This window comes from Planctomicrobium aquicomposti (assembly GCF_051466325.1).
GTDB lineage: Bacteria > Planctomycetota > Planctomycetia > Planctomycetales > Planctomycetaceae > Planctomicrobium.
This window is the reverse complement of the sequence record NZ_CP195792.1, coordinates 4979363-4998697: the sequence shown is the minus strand read 5'-3', so window position 1 is coordinate 4998697 and position 19335 is coordinate 4979363. Positions and strand designations below refer to the sequence as shown.

Genomic DNA, 19335 nt, shown 5'->3' with positions numbered 1-19335 from the left:
CGCACAGATCGCTCCGCGACTCGTTCCTGCTGGATGTGAACGATCCGCGCCGCTGCTCGAGCATCACGACATTGAACCGCAGGCAGTTGTCGTCGCCTGGTCGATAACGCGCGGACGTGAGTCCACGAACCAGATGCCGGCTCGGTTTGGTTGGTTGTCTTCTCGGCCGGTCTGTTGAGAAGTCGAGGCAAGGGGGGCTGCCAGCAGCGTTGCCAATTTGGATGAGGGGCCTCAAGATGTGTGCCGGAGCAGATTGCTCAATCCTGTGCCCGTGCAGTACGTCTCTTGAATGATGCAGAGCTCGACGACACGTCGCCGGGACAGGTCGGTCAAAATCAGAGTACTCCTGTGTGTCGCCCTGGGCCTTTTTTCTTCGATCGCAGTCCCGACCTCCGTAGGACGAGTGTTACCCAGCCTCAACGCACCCGGAGACTGCTGGACCCCGGAATGTCTGCTTTCCTGTCGGGTTCCGCGAATGGCCTACCCGGGCAGCGAACGGGGAGGGTGAGTCGAAGAGAGTCCCACCAGCATGCGGCAAAGATCGAACAGTATTCCCCCTGAAGTCAAACGCCATGAATGATCCTCAACCTTCCACACCTGCTTCTTTGGCTCCGCAGGGGGGCCCCCGTCCGCGGAGGCTTTATTTTCTGGCCTTTCTGCTCGCTTCTTTCTGCACGTTTCTGATTCTTGTGCTGCTGCAGCCGGACGAACTGCGCAGTCACGCGCAAGATCACGATCGCTGCTCCTCCAGCGGTCGTCTTTCCTCACGTCAACAATCTGCACCTGTGGAATGCCTGGTCTCCCTGGGCGAAACTCGACCCGGAAGCGAAATACAAATTTGAAGGACCTGAGGCCGGTGCGGAAGCCAAAATGGCCTGGGCTGGCAACAGTCAGGTGGGTGAAGGGACGATGACCATCATCGAAAGTGATCCGGACAAACGGGTCTTGATCCGGTTGAACTTTGTGGTCCCGATGGAATGCACCACAGACACCCAGTTTGTGTTAGCGCCCGAAGGGGAGCAGACGGAATTGACCTGGTCGACCTGGGGACCGAACACGTTCGTCACGAAGGCGATGGGTTTGTTTGTCAACATGGACAAACTCATGGGGGACCAGTTCGAACAGGGATTGAAGAATCTGAAGACGCTCGTCGAAGCCGAAGTTGCCAAGACACCTGGCTGATGCGTGCACCCGGAGCTGTCACAACCCGTCAAGGAGTTCTCATGAACGTCGAAACGTATCTGTATTTTGATGGACGGTGTGAGGAAGCACTTGAGTTTTATCAGCAGGCGGTCGGGGCGGAGGTCCTCGCAGTGATCCGCTTCGGCGAAAGTCCGACGCCGACAGAGATCCCTCCGGGATCCGAAAACAAGGTCATGCATTCGCTGTTCCGGATCGGCGAGACGAAGATCATGGCCTCCGACGGGTACTGCGGAAATACCCCTTCCTTTAAGGGCTTTGCCCTGGCTCTGAACGCTGCGGAGACATCCACCGCCGAACGCCTGTTTGCGGCATTGTCCGATGGAGGACGGGTCGAGATGCCGTTGACCGCCACGTTCTTCTCACCGAGCTTCGGCATGGTCGAAGACCGCTTCGGAGTGATGTGGATGGTGCTGGTCCCCGCTCCGTTCCCGGGGTCATAAAGAAGCCAGTCTGTCGATGTTCAGCTGGCTGAGTTCAGCAGCCACCTGCAAATCTGGACCCGTATTGCGCCGCAACTGAAGTGACCTGCAGATCGGTCAGGTCAACGTGTCCTGAAAGAAAGCAAACCATGAGTCTGGAAGCTCCCGCCCCCTCTCCGAAATGGATGATCTGGACAGGACGAGTGCTGAGCACGCTTGTCGTGCTGTTGCTGCTGATGAGCGCGGTGATGAAACTTGCCCGGGCGCAGCCGGTTCTTGAGGGAATGCCAAAGATGGGGTATCCCGTTGAGCTGGCGGTTCCACTGGGAGTGGTCGAACTGGTCTGCACGTTGCTGTATGTCTTTCCCTGGACCCGCACGCTCGGTGCGATTCTGCTGACAGGCTATCTGGGAGGAGCGACCGCCACGCATCTGCGGGTGTCCGAGCCTTTCATTGGACCTGTCATGATTGGCGTTGTGACCTGGCTGGGGCTGTTTCTGCGAGACTCCCGCCTGCGGGTGCTGCTGCCGTTCCAGAAGTGAGCCGAATCGAAGTTGCGGTCGTCCCTGAACCGGTAACGAAACTGCCTGAGAAAGAGGCCCGCGATGTACAACCCCTCACTCCCGCCGCTCAGCCCGATGCTGGCTGTGAAGAACGCTGCCGCAGCCATTGACTGGTACGTCAAGGCTCTCGGAGCCGTCAACGCGATGCACCTGACCGCTGGGGAAATGGTGGTGCATGCCGAGCTGGAACTGGCCGGGGGGGTGATCATGCTCAGTGAGGAAGATCCCCGTTACAACAGCAGCCCGCAGACGACCGGCAAGACGACGGTGATTCTCAATCTGCTTGTCGAGAACGCCGATGCAGCGTTCGAACGGGCTGTGGCTGCCGGAGCCAAAGTGATCTTCCCGGTGCAGGACCATTTCTACGGCTACCGCGGAGGTCGCATTGAAGATCCCTTCGGTCATCAGTGGATTCTCTCACACCGGATTGAAGAGGTCTCTCCGCAAGAAATGCAGCGACGGATGGAATCCTTGCCGCCGATGTAATCACCCTCCTGCCGGTGAACTCCGGGTGAAACACCGTCGGGACGTGCGCGAGAGAAATCTGTTCGCAGGAATTGAGCGATGGCACGGTGTCAGACCTGTGGCGCATTTCTTATTCTGGCGGGGGCTCGCGACGGCTCCTTCAAATACTGCAATCGCTCCTGTCATCAGCGGCATCTCACGCGACAGATCAAGTTGATCGAGTACCACATCCCGGAGGATTCCGTGGAAACGCTGGTCAATGCGCATTTTGACCAGTGTCCCCTTTGTCAGGGGGAAGGTCCCGTCGACGTGTATACCTTGAGTCATCCGTTGATCGAAAGACCGTTTCGCGAGGACATTCAGGAGCGGCTCCTCTGCTGTCAGGACTGTGGCCGAAAGCGGCTGACCTGGACCACGTTGAAACTGGTGCTGATGGGCTGGTGGACGCCAATGGGGCTGATTGCAACCCCGTTCCTGATTCTGGCCAATGTTCGGCAGTGGGTAAAATCCGCGCCGATTACTCCCTCGCCGGAGCTAAGAAGCTATATTCGAAACCAGCTTGCGGTTCAAATTCGCCAACAGGCGTCAGCGCGATGACCCGTCCGTCGCGCAGCAGCATTACCTAGTCTTCGATGTGGGTTGCCATGAGAACAATGCTTTTCAAATCTCTGCGTCTCGAAATGGCTCTGGTCTGTGCCGTGTGGCTGGCACCTGGATTGACAATGGCTCAGGAGCGGGCCGTTGCCGTGACCAGTACCGGAGGGATGGTCGCCTGTGTTTCGGAGCCGGCGGCACAGGCCGGTGTCGAGATTCTGGCGATGGGGGGAAACGCCGTGGATGCCAGCATCGCCGTGGCGCTGGCACTGGAAGTGACATGGCCGGAAGCGGGGAACATCGGAGGGGGAGGCTTCATGATGGTGCGGCCGGTCGATGGCCGCCCGGTTGTTTGTGTGGAATACCGCGAGCAGGCGCCCGCGGCTGCAACTTCGACAATGTTTGATTTCAACGAGTCCCGACTGACCGCCAAGGTGGTCGGTGTGCCGGGGACGGTTCGGGGACTCGCTCTGGCTCACAAGGAATATGGCACGCTCCCGTGGAGCAAGCTGGTGGCCCCTTCCGTGAAGCTCGCCCGCGATGGATTCGTGGTGGATGAAGGGCTCGCCCGTTCCATGAACGACGTGCTGATGCTCGGCACCACGCGACCCTTAACGACCTTCATCTCGTATTACGGCAAGCCGGACGGCAGCCCGTGGAAACCGGGCGATCGGTTCGTGCAGCCGGAACTGGCAAAGACACTCGAAATTCTCGCGGAGCAGGGGCCCGAGGCATTTTACACAGGGCCCATTGCCGAACAGATCGTGCAGGAAATGCAGGCAGGGAATGGATTGATCACCGCCAAAGATCTTGCCAGCTATGAGCCGAAGATCCGGAAGCCGGTCCATGTGAATTTCCACGGCTACGACATCTATGGGGCTCCCCCTCCCAGCTCGGGAGGAACCTGTCTGGTGCTCATGCTGCAGATGCTCGACAAGTTTGACCTGAAAAGCAAAGGCCGCTGGTCCCCCGAGACCGTGCATCTGATGACCGAAGCGATGCGGCGGGCCTTTGTGAATCGGGCCCGTTATCTGGGAGATGCTGATTTCGTGGCTGTTCCTGCGAAGCTGACCCAGCGCGACTTCGCCGAAAAGGTGGCCGAATCCATCTCACTCGACAAGGCCACGCCGAGCGTCGATCTGGCGGAGGAGATCACACTCACCCCCGAATCCCCGTCGACCACTCACTTCTCCGTGATCGATGCGCAGGGCATGGCGGTTTCGAACACCTACACGCTGCAGGCGAGCTGGGGATCGCGTGTGGTGGTGCGGGGGGCGGGCTTCCTGCTCAACAACGAGATGACCGACTTCAACGTGAAGCCGGGGCATACCGACCTGAAAGGGAACATCGGAACGCCCGCCAATGAAATTGCTCCCGGCAAGCGCATGCTCAGTTCACAATGCCCCGTGATTGTCGTGAAGGACAATGAAGTCGTCCTGGCGACCGGCAGCCCGGGAGGCCGCACGATTATCAACACGGTCTTCTGTGTCGTTCTGAATTCGCTGGTGTTCGAGATGCCGCTGGTGGACGCCGTAGCGGCACCTCGTCAGCATCACCAGTGGCTGCCGGATGAATTGCACCTCGAAGATGGGGACGATCCAAAATACGCCGAGCTGGTCGCATCGCTGAAGAAAATGGGACACAAGGTGGTCAATGGCAAGCGGCAGGGGGATGCGCACTCAATTCAGCGCGATCCTGCCACGGGAGTCTTGACCGGCGTGGCTGATAAGCGTCGCAGCGGGAGCGTAATGGGAGTCGATGCGGCCAAGCCGTGAAGCCGATCGGGATGCTCCGTGCCCCTGTGGAGCGGGCGTCCCGGTTCATCAGATCCGGGCGGAACCCGGCCTCTCTCCGAGAAGAATGGTCGGAGGGGGGAGGAGAACATTTCCCACCGGCGTTGCATCGTCCGGGGAGGCACCGCCGCTGCCTCCTGAACAGTCGTCGGGAACCGGGGCCAAAACCGGGCAGCCACATTCCGCCAAAGACTCCTGCGCGGGTCCCTTCAACCGTGCCGTTTATTTGCGGGCCGGCGCGGCGTCGGCGGCGGTACGGACGGTGGTGAAGCTCGCTCGGGCGGCTGCCAGCTTCTGATGAAACGGATCGGGCTTGTGGTAGCCGTCGATCCGCCCCAGCAGGTCTGCATTCGGGCTGAGAATGATGGTGCAGGGGAGCGCTTCCACCTCGAGGATCTCACCGATCCGCTTTTCCTTGTCGAGGTCGAGATGCACCGGAATGAACGACTCGTTGATGTACTGTGACATCTGCGGCGTTTCGAGCGTCTGCTTTTCGAGCTTCTTGCAGAAGCCGCACCACTCCGCGCCGAAGACGATCATGATCGGCTTGTTCTCAGCCACCGCCTGACGATGGGCTGCGCGGAGGTCACTCTGCCAGCGGATCGGGACGGCTGCCGGTTTCTGTCCGAAGCCGAGAGTGGGCGGGGCAGCAACGACAGCGATCGACAACATGCCGACTGACAATGAAACAGCCGTGACGACAGAGAGCAATTTCATCGATACCCATCCCTGTTGCAATAAGACTGCGATCGGCAAAGACTGCTGATTGCCAACCGAGAGACTCCGCCCTGCGTTTCTTATCGGAGGAAGCGGTCTCAAAACTCTGCAGATTCCGGCACTCGACCCCCAAGTGCATTGAAATAATGCGGCAGTTCGCCCCTTTCCCACCGCTTTTCACTGCAGTGCCTTGGAGCCTGTTCAGCGCGGTCGGTGTCCTTCCACGGGATGGCCCCACCGCGGATTCCGTTGCCGCAGGGGACTGGGACATTCTGCAATCACACGAACCACGGGCGCTTTGCTGTGTCAGCTCTGTGATGAAGACACAACTGCACAAGCACCGTTCCTCGACGATGGCCAGACCGGTCGGCCCGGAAGATCTGCGCTGCGGCGACTTTATCGCTGTGCTGCAGGAAGTGGTGGAAGTCCCCACGTTTCCTGCGGGCGAGTGCTTCGTGGAGTCATCTGCGATGACGCCGCAGCGGTATTCGTATTGTCCCCGACGGCCAGCCGGTCCTCTGCGGATTGAAGCGCTCTGTCTGCCGTTTGTGTTCGTCAGGAATGCCAAAGGGCAGCACCGGACGCTCGATATCCGACTGTCGCAGCTGGCACGGCTGGATGAGGATTACTCGAAAACCGTCTGGAAGCTGATGCGGCCACGAGAGGAATGACACGCCTCCGCCGGGTGCTGCATTCGCGAGGGCTGCGAATGAAGGAACTCGGTGGTCAGCGCCGCGGTGCCGGCTCAGGTGTGGGGCTCCCCTTGACCTTCCTGTCAGGGACGAGCCCGACTCCGGCCAGCAGGGCGTAGCGATACCACTTCAGATAGAGCGGCAACCATTTGCGGATCTGGAAGGTCGACGTTCCGGCGGTGCGATCGGTCCAGGTGGTCGGAACCTGGGCGATCTTCTCGCCTCGGGCGAACGCTTTGGCGGTCAGTTCGAGGGCAATCTCGAAGCCCCGTTCGCTCTCGATGCCGAGATCGTTGACCAGTGCCGCATCGTACAGGCGGAAATTGTTGGTCGCATCATGCGTGGGAAACCGGACCAGCCAGCGGAGTGAAACTCCGGCTGTTCGACTCATGGTCCGCTTCAGCCACGGTCCCCCGATCTGCTTCCCGCCCCGCATATAGCGTGAGGCACAAACGATCCGGTTCCCTTCGGAATAGAGTCGCAGCATCTCGGGGATGTCCCGCAGATCATCCGACAGGTCGGCCATGACCACCAGTGCCGGGCCTCTGTCGACATGCTGAAACCCGGCGCGGATGGCGTTCGCCGGTCCACGGCCGAGGTCATTGCGCACCAGTTCCAGCCACGGTCGTGTGGCTGCCAGTTCCCGCGCGACTGGTACTGTCGAATCGCCGTCGAAGTCATAGACCATGACCATGCGAAACGGGAGCTGCAGCTGCGATTCCACCCGCTCCACGAGCCGGGGGAAGTTCTCATGCTCGTTGAACACGGGCACAATCAGGGAAAGTATCGGTGCCGAAGTCATGCGAATCGCCTGTTCCCGTAAAGCATCACGATCACAATTCCTTCGGCCTCATTCCCATCATTCCGTTCTTTGGGAGCCCCGGTCAGATGGTTCCCAAGGTAATCTGTTCGCGGATCCAGGGGAGGACTTCATCGAGAACCTCCGACAGCGGCGTCGTCGCTTCGAATCCCAGAATACGGCGGGCCTTCTCGACGTTGGGGGACCGATGCTGCACATCGTGGGCGAACGGTTCGTCGCTGAGGAAGCGGAACGGCTTCTTTCCGAGGTGGACTTTGTTCCAGATCAGCTCGGCCAGCTCAAGCACGGTGGTCGCCACAGCGGTCGAGATGTTGAAGTCTTCGTTCCGGGCGGCGGGATGCTCGACGCAGACGCGGATGCCCCGCGCCAGATCACCGCCGTAGGTATAGTGACGAACCTGATTCCCGTCGCCGAGGATGTGTAGGGGATCCTGTCCCTTCAGAACTTTCTGGGCGAGGTCGGGGACAACATGGCTGAGGGCCAGCTGAATATCGCCCGAGAGGACTTCTTCATCGCTGGTGGCCCGACGTTCGCCGATGCCGACGCAGTTGAACGGGCGAATCACCGTGTAGGGGAGCTGGTACTGCGTCCAGGCTCCGTACGCGAAGTACTCGCAGGCGAGCTTCTGAAAACCGTAAGTCGACGTCGGGGGAGGGGATGTCTTGACCGCGGTCTCGGGAGTCGGGAACTCGGTGGCGTTCTCAAACACCATCGATGAACTGAGGACCGTGATCTTCTGCAGTTGTCCGTTCTGGAAGGCGTCGATGGCGGCCTCAAAGGCGGCGGCGGTGATCCGTTCGTTTTCCGCGATGAGGTCGAAGGCGAGGCGATGGAAGTACGCAATTCCACCGATCATCGCAGCGCCCGCGATCATGTGATCGCACCCGCGCAGCAGCTTCTTCAGCAGATCGACATCTTTCGCATCACCCCGATGAAATTCGTAGTGGGGATGATTGATGTGCGCGGGAGTCAACTCTCCATACTTGGAGAAGTTATCGACCCCGACGACGTTCCACCCGGCGTCGAGAAATTCTTTCACCACGTAGGAGCCGATGAATCCGGCCGAGCCGGTAATCAGAATGCGTTTGCTCACGAATGACTTTCTGTCGACTGTGGGCGGGGAAGGAAGCCGAAGACATCGACAATCGGTTTGGTTGTCGAGATCGAACGGTATTCCTCGTGGCAGGCACCGAGAATCAGCAGATCCGATTCCGCGATGCAGGTTTCCAGCGGGACAAATTCAGGATCCTGAATGTAGACGTCGGTGCAGAGCACGCGGCGGCATTCGAGTTTCAGGATCTTTCTCAGTTTATAGGAGAGCGAGCTGCGAGGGTCGTCGCAGTTCCCCTTGAACGCCATGCCGAGGACGCCGACCGTAAGTGGATACAGTTCGTGCTTGCGTTTGAGTTGTTCCACGACAAAGTGCGGCAGTGCCTCGTTGACCATCATGGCATGCTGGCCGAGGGTCAGCAGGTTGTGATTGAACGAAGCGAGCTGCATCGTGTCCTTGAGCAGACAGGGACCGGCAGCGAAGCCCGCCCCGGAGAAGCCCTGCATTCGCGGGTAGTTGTACGTCACCGCGTGACGAATTCGTTCGAAGTCGGCGCCATGCCGCTCGGCCAGCATGTAGAACTGGTTGGCGATGGCAAAGTTCATGTAGCGGTAGGAATTCGTGAACAGCTTGGCCAGTTCCGCCTCGACAGGCTGGAGCTCGATCACCTCGGCTCCGAGTGCTTTGAAGAAACCGGCGGCCCGCTGCACTGCCTGCGGGCTGCTGCCGGAGACGATCTGCGGCAGCTTGATCAACTCATGAACCGCATAGCCCTGCGCGATCCGCTCCGGGCAGTAGACGATGTCGAGTTTCAGGCCACGGTCCGCGACCTGACGAATCAGCCGGTCGGTCACGCCGGGGAAGACTGTGCTGCGAATCACCAGCATCTGGCCATCGTGCATGACGTCGAGGACACCATTCATCACGCGATCGAAGGTGCGGACATCCGGGTCGAGGTACTCGTCCACCGGGGTCCCGATCGTCACGATGACGATGTCCTGATCGGACAGAGCGGAGTTGCTCTCGGTCAACTGGAACCGTCCCGACTTCAGTACTTTCTGCAGCAGTTCGTCGGCTCCCCGTTCAAAGAAGGGCATCTCCCCGCCACGAATCCTGTCCAGCGTGGCGGTGCTGATGTCGACGACCGTGACATCAAAACCGCGATCACAGACCAGAATTGCCAGGGGCAGTCCAACATGTCCCGCTCCGCCGACAACGGCCACACGGTCCGGACGTGATGACTCAGTTTGCATGGTTCGGTCGCTGGCGGGGTCGATGGACTTCGAGATAACAGGCGAAAGGGTCGTCTCTCTTACCATATTGAGCAATCCGGTCCGTGTTCAACTGCTGCGGAATCCCATTTTCAATTCCGTAGCGGCTGACGAGATAATAATCGAATGGATGCTCCTGTGCGTGAAAGTAAGAGGGGTGGACCACGCCGAGGATGGTCTTCCGACCCGCTAGCTGGCTGTCGAAGACATACGCCGGATCAACCAGATACGTCGCTGCGGCGGGATATTGATCCAAGATCCTGCGAATGAATCGTGAGGCGTGATAATCGGAGCTGTTGTAGTTTTGAGCATAGACCAGTGACGCCCGCAGTCCGCTTCCCGGAATCAGCAGCGCTCCCAGGCCCAGCACAAGAATTCCCTGTCCCCATCTGCCAAGACGCTCGCCGGTCCAGCGAAAAGCGATTGCAGCCAGCTGGCCAACGCCAATGAACGCCAGTGCCGCTGGATAAACCCAGTAACCTTTTGTCGGATGACGCCCCTGCAGGGCCACCAGCAGCAGTATGGAGGAGAGGGTCAGCGCCAGCAGTGTGCACTCTCCCGGTCGTCGCCGGCGCCAGGCGCTTTGAGCGACCGTAAAGATGCCCGCCCCCATCATTCCCAGCTGGATCGGGCCTGCGTGCTCATTCAGCAGCTGCGCCTGATAACGGAGAACCTGCAGCAGGCCCGCGCGGGGGGCGTCCCCTTCTGTTGTCAGAGAGCGGTTCAGAACATTGCTGAAGAATTGGGCCCGAAAGATCTCTGGGTGGGCTGCGATCAGCGGGAGCCACAGGCTGAATGTCACCAGACTGACTCCGATCAGCAGCGAGGATTCTTTCACGAACTGCAGCCAGTTCCGACGCTCCAGCAGCAGCCAGAACCAGGCCTGCAGGGCGAACACGAGCGCAAACGGATGCGTCAGGCCCGCCAATCCCAGCGAAATGCCCGTCGCGATCAGCCATCGACTCTGTCGTGCAGATTCCCAGTACGTCATGGAGAGTATGGCCGTCAGTCCGAACAGTCCGCAGAGCATGTCGGGCCGCGCAAAGGTGGCGGGGAAGTAAAAGGTCCGGGCGAGTGAAAACAGACCCACGGCGAGCAACGCGGCGATACGGTCCTGCAGCAATCGTAAAGCGATCAGGAACAGGACCCCGAGCGCGAGGACTCCGGCAATGGCCGACGCCAGCCGGGCCGTGCCGTTTCCCGCGGGAAAAATCCAGAAGAAGGGGGCCTGCCAGTAATGGAAAGCCGGGGGGAGCGCGAACAGCATGGTGTCCACTTCCCAGAAATAGCTTTCGGGGTTTCGCTCCGGGGCGAACGGGACCCGGGGAATCCCTTCGTGAGCGACCGTCCAGCCTGGGATCGCAAACCAGTCTTCGTCCATTCCTCCTGGCTGGCAGAACATCGCAGGAATTCGCAGGAGAAGAAACAGGGCAGCGAACAGCGCCAGCCACGCAAGATCCCGGGGGATGCTGCGCTGGCCGGGTTCGGGGGGGGCTGCGGAGGGGGCGAGGGTGTTCATGCTCTGCGCTTTCGCCCTCGATCGAGCGGGTGGCGGTTGCTGGAATCCTGCGCTGCCGATTGAGCATTGAACAGGGCCAGCTGCTGCGGTCTGCAGAAGACTGGATCTCCCAGTTTTAGAGCATTTTAAGATTTAATCTACCGGCGCAGAGGAGGGGGGCGGCGTTTCGGCTGCCGGCGGGTCCCCTTTCAACATGTCTCGGCCGACGTTACCGGTTGTGGAGGGGACTTCCCGCGGGGGGCGTCAGCAAAACTCTCCCGTGTTCGCGCAACAAGAGTTTCGTTTCGCGAATTGCTGGCATCCGCGTGGCAAGGCAGCGGCGATCAATGCTCTCGCCCGTCGGAGGAGGGGGAGCTTCCGAACCAGAATCCCAATGCAAAAAGCCGAGGCTTGTGACCTCGGCTTTCTTCGAATGGGTGACGAACTTCCGAAATCAAAACGGTTTCGGGAAATCTGTCAAAGTGGCGGGGGCCGGATTCGAACCGACGACCTCGAGGTTATGAGCCTCGCGAGCTACCGGGCTGCTCCACCCCGCGTTGCGTAGACCCATAGTATCGGACGCCGGGCAATTGTCGACCCAGTTTTTTGGAGGAATCTGGGGGTTTTGGCGTCGAATCGCAAAGAACTCCGTCCCCACGTTGTTTGATGAGTCCGCCGGATCGTTAAATTCCAGACAATCGGGAGGCCGGAATGAAGGGGGCGGCTGCCTGAACTCCGTTCTTCCGGTCGTCCGCTCCGGATTTGCCAGGCGCCGGTTGCTCATGGCGGTTCCCGCGCTGCCAGCCGTGTGACGGTCACAGCCCCTCTCTGCGTGGTAAGAACGGGCCGGTGAAAAATCACAATCCTCTCGGGATAGAAAAATTGGTGGCGAATTGACATCTTTCAGTCACAGTCCGGCGAATCGGACTCCGGTCCGAATGAATCCGGATTTCCTTCCGAGGATCGAAGAAGAAAAAACGGACTCTTGAGGTCTGTCATTCGAATAATCCCGGGAAGGATGCTCCCCGGCGGGCATCCCCTTCCGGATTCGAGAGTAAGAATGGATTCGTATCACCTTCCAGACAACTCTCTCTGCCCGCGGGAGAAACTGTCTGACTGACGGAATGCTTTCATCGCATGATTCGCGTTTCTGACCTGACCAAACAGTTCGATGACTTCAAACGGGGGCCGACCTATGCGCTGGATCATGTCTCGTTCGAAGTGAAAGCCGGCGAGATCTTCGGGCTGCTCGGCCCCAACGGCGCCGGCAAGACAACCTGTTTGCGAATTCTCAGCACCGTGCTGCAGCCGACAGCCGGCTTTGCCCACATTGCCGGGCACGATGTCGTGCAGCATCCCGAACAGGTTCGGGCCAACATCGGTTTCATGTCTTCCAACACGGGCATCTACGACCGCATGACCGCGTGGGAGATGGTGGAGTATTACGGAAAGCTGTACGGCATTCCCGATGATCGACTGCGGGCCCGGCTGGAAGAGATCTTTCAGACCCTGCAGATGAATGAAATTCGCGATGTCCTGGGAAGCAAGATGTCGACCGGGATGAAGCAGAAGGTTTCGATTGCCCGCACGATCGTGCACGATCCACCGGTGCTGATCTTCGATGAGCCGACATCCGGACTTGATGTGCTGGTGGCCCGCGCCGTCCTGGAAACGATCGACAGTTTGCGCGAACAGGGAAAGTGCATCATCTTTTCCACCCACATCATGCGGGAAGTGGAAAAGCTCTGCGACCGCGTCGCGATCATTCATCGCGGGCGGATTCTCGCGACGGGGACGGTCCCGGAACTGGCGGCCGAGTTCGGTCAGCCCGACATCGAAGAGGTGTTCTTCAAATTGATCAGAGACTTTGACCGGCAACCGGCTGCCGTGTCCGGTGCGGAAGCGGAGACTGCGCAGTCATGAGCTGGAAGAATATCAAGCTGATCTTTCAGCGTGAGGTCCGTGATCAGCTCCGCGATCGCCGGACGTTGTTCATGGTCGCCGTGCTGCCGTTGCTGCTGTATCCCGCACTGGGAATTGGCATGGTGCAGATGACGGTGACGTTTTCCGAACAGACCCGGAAGGTCGTGATCGTCGGAGCGGATCAGCTGCCCGAGCCCTCACTGCTGGATGGTGATCGTTTTGACTCGACCTATTTTGAACATCCGGCCGACGTCGAAAAACTGGATGTCATCACCGATCGGCCCGGTGCACTGGAGGCACAGCCTCCTGAAGACCAGGAGTTGCTCAGGAATTATCTCCAGCAGGTGGAACAGCAGCGGCCACAGATTGAACAGCTGGCGAGTGTGCAGCAGCAGCTCGATCGGCTCCCTGCCGATGCGCCCGAGGGTGCTGACCTGCTGGCAGAAGAAAAGCAACTCCGGCAACAGGTGGAAAGTTGGTTCTCGAAAGCTCCGGCACAGGTGCTGATCGTCTTTCCCCGGAATTTCGGTGAACAGTACCGAAAAGTCAGCGACGAACTTCGTCTCAAGCAGGAGGGGAGCGGGACTCTCGACATTCCCCGACCGGTGATTCTGCATAACAGCGCAGATGAGAAATCCGAGATCGCCTATCAGCGGGTGCGGAAGGCTCTGCGGAAATGGGATGAAGCGCTGCTGGAAGTCCGGCTGCGGGCGGCCCAGCTGCCGCTCAACCTTTCCAATCCGGTGCCGGTCACCTCGGTCGATCTGGCGGAGGCCCACCAGCTGGCGGCCAACGTCTGGAGTAAAATCTTTCCGGCGTTGCTGGTGATTATGTCCGTCACGGGCGCGTTCTATCCCGCGATTGACCTGGGCGCGGGAGAAAAAGAGCGGGGGACGATGGAAACGCTCCTCATCTCGCCGGCGACCCGTACGGAAATTGTGCTCGGGAAATTTCTGACGGTGATGGGATTCAGCCTGATGACGGCGCTGCTGAATCTGACCAGCATGGGGTTCACGGGAAAGCACATGCTCTCCGCAGTCGGATCGGTGAAATCGGCCCCCCTGGGAGACCTCTCCTTTCCCCCGTTCTCATCACTCATCTGGGTGATTCTGCTGGCGATTCCTCTGGCGGCGCTGTTCAGCGCGCTGAGCCTGTCATTGGCCATGTTCGCCCGCAGCAGCAAGGAAGGGCAGTATTATCTGACCCCCTTGCTCATGGTGACGATGGGGCTGACGGTGTTCTGTCTCAACCCGGGGATCGAGCTGACAGCTTATTACAGCGTGCTGCCGGTGATCGGTCCGGCGCTGCTGCTGAAAGCGCTGTTGCTGGGAGGGACCTCGACCGCGGCGGCGGGATTGTATGCCATCCCGGTGCTGGTCAGCAGCTTCGCCTACAGTCTGATGGCTCTCTGGTGGGCGATTGATCAGTTTCAACGCGAGGACATCCTATTCCGGGAAGCGGAACGTTTTGAACTCGGGTTGTGGCTGAAGCATCTGCTGCGGGAAAAGGAACCGACGCCCACTTTCGCGGAGGCGGCGGTCTGTTTTGTGATCATTGCACTGCTGCAGTTCGTGTTTCTGGTTTCCATGCAGGGGGCCGACAGCCTGTCCAGTCCCGTCAGCATGGTGAAAGCGCAGTTCGTGTTTCTGGTGGCGACGATTGGCGTGCCTCCCCTGCTGATGGCGATTCTGTTGACCAGTGATTTTCGCAGGACCATGAAGTTCATCCTCCCGTCCTGGAAATTTGTCGTCATGGGGGTCGGACTCGCGGTGACCTTGCTCCCACTCACGGCGGAACTGCTCAAGCTGCTCGATCCGCATCTCCCTCCCCCTCCGCCGGGGGTTTCACAAATCATGCAGGCGATGGGGCTGTCCGAGGTTCCGTTCTGGCTGTCATTGTCGGCATTTGCTCTGGCTCCGGCGGTCTGTGAAGAGTTCGCCTTTCGGGGATTCATCCTGAGCGGCCTGCAGCGTTCCCGGCATACCGTGCTGCCGATCGTCATTTCATCGCTGCTGTTCGGGCTCATTCACATGATTCCCAAAATGCAGGTCAACGCCGCTCTGTTGGGACTGGTGCTCGGTCTCTTGGCGATCCGCAGCCAAAGCCTGCTCCCCGGGGTGATCTTTCACTTCCTGTTCAATGGGATGCAGGTCGTTGGAAGTCGACTCAAGATTGCTGATCTGCGGGGAACCGGCTGGGAGCGTGTTCTGACTCTCTCCACCGAAGAGGGGGTCGAGCAGCTGGAGTTCCGCAGCTCGACTCTGCTGGTCTGCGGTGTGATTGCGACCGCACTGCTCATCTGGTTGATCCGTTCCCGGCCGCAGACGGTGCCGGCTCCTGCTCCAGTGGAACCGTTCGTGGGCGGAACCCCGGCTCGAGTGCTGTAAACCGTCTCCTCTGTCTGGAACCGGGATCTCTTGCGCGGAGCCGTGGTTGCAGAAACCGGCGCCGCACGTGCCGCCGGGAGTGTGGATGGCAGGTTGATCTTGCCAGAGGGGAGGCTGCAACGGATCATGGAGGTTGTCCCTCCGCAGCCGGTTCTCGCCGGGCGGAATGTCTCCGAGTTCGACGTGCACGACGGCTTACTGCTGATGCGATTGCGTCACGCGATCATTGTCTGTCTGACGATTCTGGCGGTTCGGGCAACCCCCGGATTCGGCTCGGAGTCCGTCCCGCAGCTGATTCGCCAACTCGGCCATCCCCAGTTTGAACAGCGTGTTGCCGCGCAGCGGCAGTTGCTGGAACTGGGGGTGCAGAGCATGCAGGCGGTCGGGGATGCCGCGCAGTCAGATGATCCTGAGGTCCGGCATCGATCGCGGATGCTGCTCGATCAACTGCAGAAGATGGCCTTTACCGAGCAGGCCGACTGGATTCGCGAAAATCCCTGGCAGGCGGCACCCTCGATCGCGCCTCACTGGGAGTTTTATCACGGCATCGTGGGGGATGGTCCTGCCGCCCGCAATCTGTACGTGCGGATGATCCAGAAAGAAACCGACCTGTGGATGCTGACGGTCCGGGTGCCGGAAGGGTGGGGCTCCGCACTGGAGCAGCGTTGCCTGGAACTGCGGACGGCGATCGATCGCCGCAATCCGCGCGAGCTCGATCTCGCCTCGGTGGCGACGGTGGTTCTGCTGGCAACGCATCCCCGGTACAAGGCAAGCCCGATCGCCGTCGACACGATCGACAAGTTGCTGACGGACCAGCGCGTCACCAGCATGATCGAGAAATCTCCGGAAGTCCGGGCCATGCACGGCCTGATCGGGCACTGGGTCGGGTCTGAAGTCGGCTCCTCGTTGATGAGCCGGATGGAGATGTCGAGACGATTCAACCTGGAGGTCGGGTTCTCTGTCGCAGAAGAGGTGCTGGCGGCCCGTCACGGTGCACAGAATCCTCAGCTCACCCGTGAAGCGGTCGACTTTCTGGCGAAACGGGGTGGGGAGAGCGCCATCGAAGTCCTCCATCCCCTGATTGAAGATGGGATGGTGTTGTCCCGGTCCTCGCGGGTGCAGAACAGCAAAGGGCCGGGCGTGGTTCGTCCGCCGGATCTGCAATTGGGAGATGTGGCCCTGTATGCACTGGTGCAGCTGACAGGCCAGAAGGCGGCGGACTACGGTTTTCTCGACCGGCGCTCCACCAATGCCTCGAATGCGGCGAACTTTCCCACGATCGAAGCCCGGGCGGCAGCCATCCAGAAGTGGAAATCGTGGAGCACATTTCACCTTCGGGGGGACGTGGTGGAAAGCTACCCCCGCGATGCGAGTGAAGGGACCGGCACCTGACCGGAGGGGCAACGGGCTGCATGGGCGTTTCTTTCAGACCCGTCTTGCACCGGTTCCCCACCGGGAACGTGGAGCCCGCGTGAGTCAGCGAACAACTTCACTTGACGAGGTCGGGGCATTCCAAAGTCAAAGTGCTCTGGCTGCCGGAACTTGCGAGCGGCCAGCGCAAGGGGGCGGCGACTCGCAGGCTGCCTGTGAATTCCCCCTCCCTTTGATTAAAGTGGCAGTTTCCGGGGGGCACGAATCTGGGCCGCGATCCGGAAATGCGGTCTCTGGCAGACAGCCTCAAGCCGTTGTCTCTACTGCAATTACATCAAACGAATATTCATCAGAAGATTTTCATATTGCGGCGCCGGATCGTCAGCATTTCCGAGGGAAACTGAGACCGGCTGCTCACTCACAGGAGAACCGTGTTCATGGATTCCTACGCACTCTGCCCCTGTGGCAGCGGCAAAAAAGTCAAATTCTGCTGTCAGGCGATTCTTCCGGAGATGGGGAAGATTGAGCGGCTGCAGGAGAATAACCAGCCGCGAATGGCCTTGCAGCTTGTCGATAAGCTGTTGAAAGACTTTCCCGACAATGCGTGGCTGGTGAACCAACGGGCGCTGGCACTCTTCAGCGATGAACGCGCTGTGGAAGCCCGGGATGGGCTCGTCGCTTATTTGCGTAAGAACCCCGAACAACCTCTCTCCAATGCCCTGCTGGCGTTGGCGATGACCGATATCGAGCCGATCGAATCGTGCAAGAAGGTGATTCACCGCGCTTTCCTCAAGAGCATGACGGCCGAACCGCGCGTCGTGGCCCTGCTGGCGGGCAAGCTGGTCTCGTATTACCTCGATCATAATCACGACATGGCGGCCCGGCAGCACATGGCCATTGTGCTGCGGCTCGAAGGTGAGCACGAACGGCAGCGGACCATTCGGGCCATGCTGGAACTCGATTCCGACACGAGCGTCCCATATCCGCTGCGCGGTGCTCATCCCCTGCCGCACTATGAAGCCCCGGCCGATGTCGCTGCGCAGGCGAAAAAGGCCCAGCGGCTGTACATGCATGGCTGTTTCTCCGAAGCGGCAGACCTGCTGCAGCAGATCACGGCCACACATGCCGATTCCCCGGAGCTGTGGCATACGATCGGTCTGATGCGCGCCTGGGATGGAAATGAAAAAGAGGCCGCCGCCGCATTGCACCAGGCCGCTCGGTTGTACAGCGATTTCGATCGTGCTGTCGACGTCGAGACGCTCGCGCAGCTGCTGGAGCGCCAGTTGCCCGAGAACTCGGTCAAGAACGTGTTCCGCACCTACGAAGTCGAATCCCTGTCGCGACTGCTGACCCGCCTCGACAACGAAGACCGTGTCTGCCGGGTCCCGCGTGATGCGGAAGCCATGGCCACAGGGCTCGCTGCCGCTTACGACATTCTCGATCGTCCGTTGCCGCCGGAAAGTGAAACGGCTTCTCTGACGCTGCAGACGCTGCCGCGCACGATTGGTCGTATCGCCCTGGTCGATCAGACCGAAGATGCACCGGCGCTGGCTCATCTGACCGGTCTGGAAGGGGACGCACTCAATGAGTCGATCCGGCTGTTCGAACAGGCCGGCGGAGAATTGATCAAGCTCTCCGAGAAGACGGACGAGGAAGGGGAAGTCATCAGCACCGTTCCACTGGACGACGTGAAGCTGATGGAACAGATCTTCTTCCCCCCCCGCTTCCCGACACGGCAGCGTCACGAACTTCGTCGGGCCGCCATCGCCCAGTCGATCAACGAGACATGGCCTTCCACACCGCAGCAGGCTCTGGGGGGAAAAAGCCCGCAGGCCGCCATCGGCGACGCCGCCTTGCGGGTTCCGCTGGCAGCGGCCATTCGCGTTCTCGACGCCATTCTCGATCGTCAGGAGGTCATGCTCGACCAGAAAGAACTCTGGGAGCGTTTTCAGGTTCCCGCGCCGCAGCCGATCAGTGCGACATCGCAATTCGACCTCAACACTCTATCCGTTTCCCAGTTTCAGCAACTGGATATCCGCAATCTGCCGGACGATCAGTTCGAACGCGTTCGTCAGCGGGCGCTGGTCGCCAAGAACTGCAATCTGGCGTATCGCGTGCTGACCGAGTTCGTCGATCACCGACCGACGCTGGTGCAGAATCATGAGGCGGAAGCGGAGCAGGCGATGGTGCTGCTTTCCGACATCTGCGGTCGGTCGCTTCGTGACGAAGAGGCCCTGGCCTGGCTCGAGCGTGGATTCCAGATGGCCAAAGCCCGGGCAGGGGCTTTCGAACATCAGCTGGTCTGGAAGATGCGCGAGCTCTCGTTCCGGGCCCGCGATGTCGAACATCCCCGCTTCCGTGAACTGCTGCTGGAACTGTGGAACTACTACGGAGCCAAGCTGCCGAAAGTGCGTGAGCATCTGGATCAGTTTGTCCGGACGCTCGAAATCGAAGCCCCCTGGGATTCTGCGATCCTCACGCCGGAGATGGCGGGGTCGTCGGCGTCAGGCTGGAGTGCGGAAGCGGCTCCCGCTGGTGGGGCATCGAAGCTCTGGCTGCCTGATTAGA

Annotated in this window: 16 protein-coding genes and 1 tRNA gene; 11 read left to right on the top strand and 6 right to left on the bottom strand. The window is 60.0% G+C overall.

Annotated features, from left to right (window positions below):
- Positions 1–687: 687 nt before the first annotated feature.
- The 6 genes from SH664x_RS19320 (at position 688) to ggt (ending at position 5019) form a co-directional block, all read left to right on the top strand.
- Entirely contained in the window at positions 688–1182 is a 495-nt protein-coding gene (locus tag SH664x_RS19320) for an SRPBCC family protein (protein ID WP_437203656.1), read from the top strand.
- Between the two features lie 41 nt (positions 1183–1223).
- The gene (locus SH664x_RS19315; RefSeq protein ID WP_437203654.1) at positions 1224–1643 is read left to right on the top strand and encodes a VOC family protein; all 420 of its coding nucleotides are present in this window, start codon (positions 1224–1226) and stop codon (positions 1641–1643) included.
- 128 nt (positions 1644–1771) lie between these two features.
- Positions 1772–2164: a DoxX family protein gene (locus SH664x_RS19310; protein WP_437203653.1), complete on the top strand. Its 393-nt coding sequence runs from the start codon at positions 1772–1774 to the stop codon at positions 2162–2164.
- 63 nt (positions 2165–2227) lie between these two features.
- On the top strand, positions 2228–2671 hold the full coding sequence (locus tag SH664x_RS19305; protein ID WP_437203652.1) for a VOC family protein: 444 nt from the start codon (positions 2228–2230) through the stop codon (positions 2669–2671).
- Between the two features lie 78 nt (positions 2672–2749).
- The gene (locus SH664x_RS19300) at positions 2750–3247 is read left to right on the top strand and encodes a hypothetical protein (RefSeq protein WP_437203650.1); all 498 of its coding nucleotides are present in this window, start codon (positions 2750–2752) and stop codon (positions 3245–3247) included.
- Positions 3248–3303: 56 nt separating this feature from the next.
- Positions 3304–5019 carry a gamma-glutamyltransferase gene (gene ggt, locus SH664x_RS19295; RefSeq protein ID WP_437203648.1) on the top strand — a complete coding sequence of 572 codons (1716 nt, stop codon included), beginning with the start codon at positions 3304–3306 and terminating at the stop codon, positions 5017–5019.
- A gap of 240 nt (positions 5020–5259) precedes the next feature.
- Here ggt and SH664x_RS19290 read toward each other — a convergent pair whose 3' ends face one another.
- Complete coding sequence (locus SH664x_RS19290) at positions 5260–5754, bottom strand: thioredoxin family protein (RefSeq protein WP_437203646.1); 495 nt, start codon at positions 5752–5754, stop codon at positions 5260–5262.
- Positions 5755–6071: 317 nt separating this feature from the next.
- Here SH664x_RS19290 and SH664x_RS19285 point away from each other — a divergent pair, with 317 nt between their 5' ends.
- A complete protein-coding gene (locus SH664x_RS19285; RefSeq protein ID WP_437203645.1) occupies positions 6072–6425 on the top strand; it encodes a hypothetical protein in 354 nt (117 codons plus the stop codon).
- 55 nt (positions 6426–6480) lie between these two features.
- Here SH664x_RS19285 and SH664x_RS19280 read toward each other — a convergent pair whose 3' ends face one another.
- The 5 genes from SH664x_RS19280 to SH664x_RS19260 all read right to left on the bottom strand — a co-directional run bounded on the left by SH664x_RS19280 (position 6481) and on the right by SH664x_RS19260 (position 11643).
- Entirely contained in the window at positions 6481–7248 is a 768-nt protein-coding gene (locus SH664x_RS19280) for a glycosyltransferase (RefSeq protein WP_437203644.1), read from the bottom strand.
- 82 nt (positions 7249–7330) lie between these two features.
- On the bottom strand, positions 7331–8359 hold the full coding sequence (locus SH664x_RS19275; protein ID WP_437203642.1) for an NAD-dependent epimerase/dehydratase family protein: 1029 nt from the start codon (positions 8357–8359) through the stop codon (positions 7331–7333).
- The gene (locus SH664x_RS19270) at positions 8356–9570 is read right to left on the bottom strand and encodes a nucleotide sugar dehydrogenase (RefSeq protein WP_437203641.1); all 1215 of its coding nucleotides are present in this window, start codon (positions 9568–9570) and stop codon (positions 8356–8358) included. Before SH664x_RS19270 ends, SH664x_RS19275 begins: the two co-directional genes overlap by 4 nt.
- The gene (locus SH664x_RS19265) at positions 9560–11107 is read right to left on the bottom strand and encodes a glycosyltransferase family 39 protein (protein ID WP_437203639.1); all 1548 of its coding nucleotides are present in this window, start codon (positions 11105–11107) and stop codon (positions 9560–9562) included. Before SH664x_RS19265 ends, SH664x_RS19270 begins: the two co-directional genes overlap by 11 nt.
- Before the next feature lie 462 nt (positions 11108–11569).
- Positions 11570–11643, bottom strand: a tRNA-Met gene (locus SH664x_RS19260).
- A 580-nt stretch (positions 11644–12223) separates the two neighbouring features.
- Between SH664x_RS19260 and SH664x_RS19255 the strand changes: the two genes are divergently transcribed.
- From SH664x_RS19255 to SH664x_RS19240, 4 genes are all read left to right on the top strand, one after another.
- Positions 12224–13009, top strand: coding sequence for an ATP-binding cassette domain-containing protein (locus SH664x_RS19255; protein ID WP_437203638.1), 786 nt, complete (start codon positions 12224–12226; stop codon positions 13007–13009).
- A complete protein-coding gene (locus SH664x_RS19250; RefSeq protein WP_437203636.1) occupies positions 13006–15396 on the top strand; it encodes an ABC transporter permease subunit/CPBP intramembrane protease in 2391 nt (796 codons plus the stop codon). The genes SH664x_RS19255 and SH664x_RS19250 overlap by 4 nt, the downstream gene beginning before the upstream one ends.
- A 126-nt stretch (positions 15397–15522) precedes the next feature.
- The gene (locus tag SH664x_RS19245) at positions 15523–16788 is read left to right on the top strand and encodes a hypothetical protein (RefSeq protein WP_437203635.1); all 1266 of its coding nucleotides are present in this window, start codon (positions 15523–15525) and stop codon (positions 16786–16788) included.
- Between the two features lie 416 nt (positions 16789–17204).
- Entirely contained in the window at positions 17205–19334 is a 2130-nt protein-coding gene (locus tag SH664x_RS19240) for a hypothetical protein (protein WP_437203633.1), read from the top strand.
- Position 19335 lies beyond the last annotated feature (1 nt).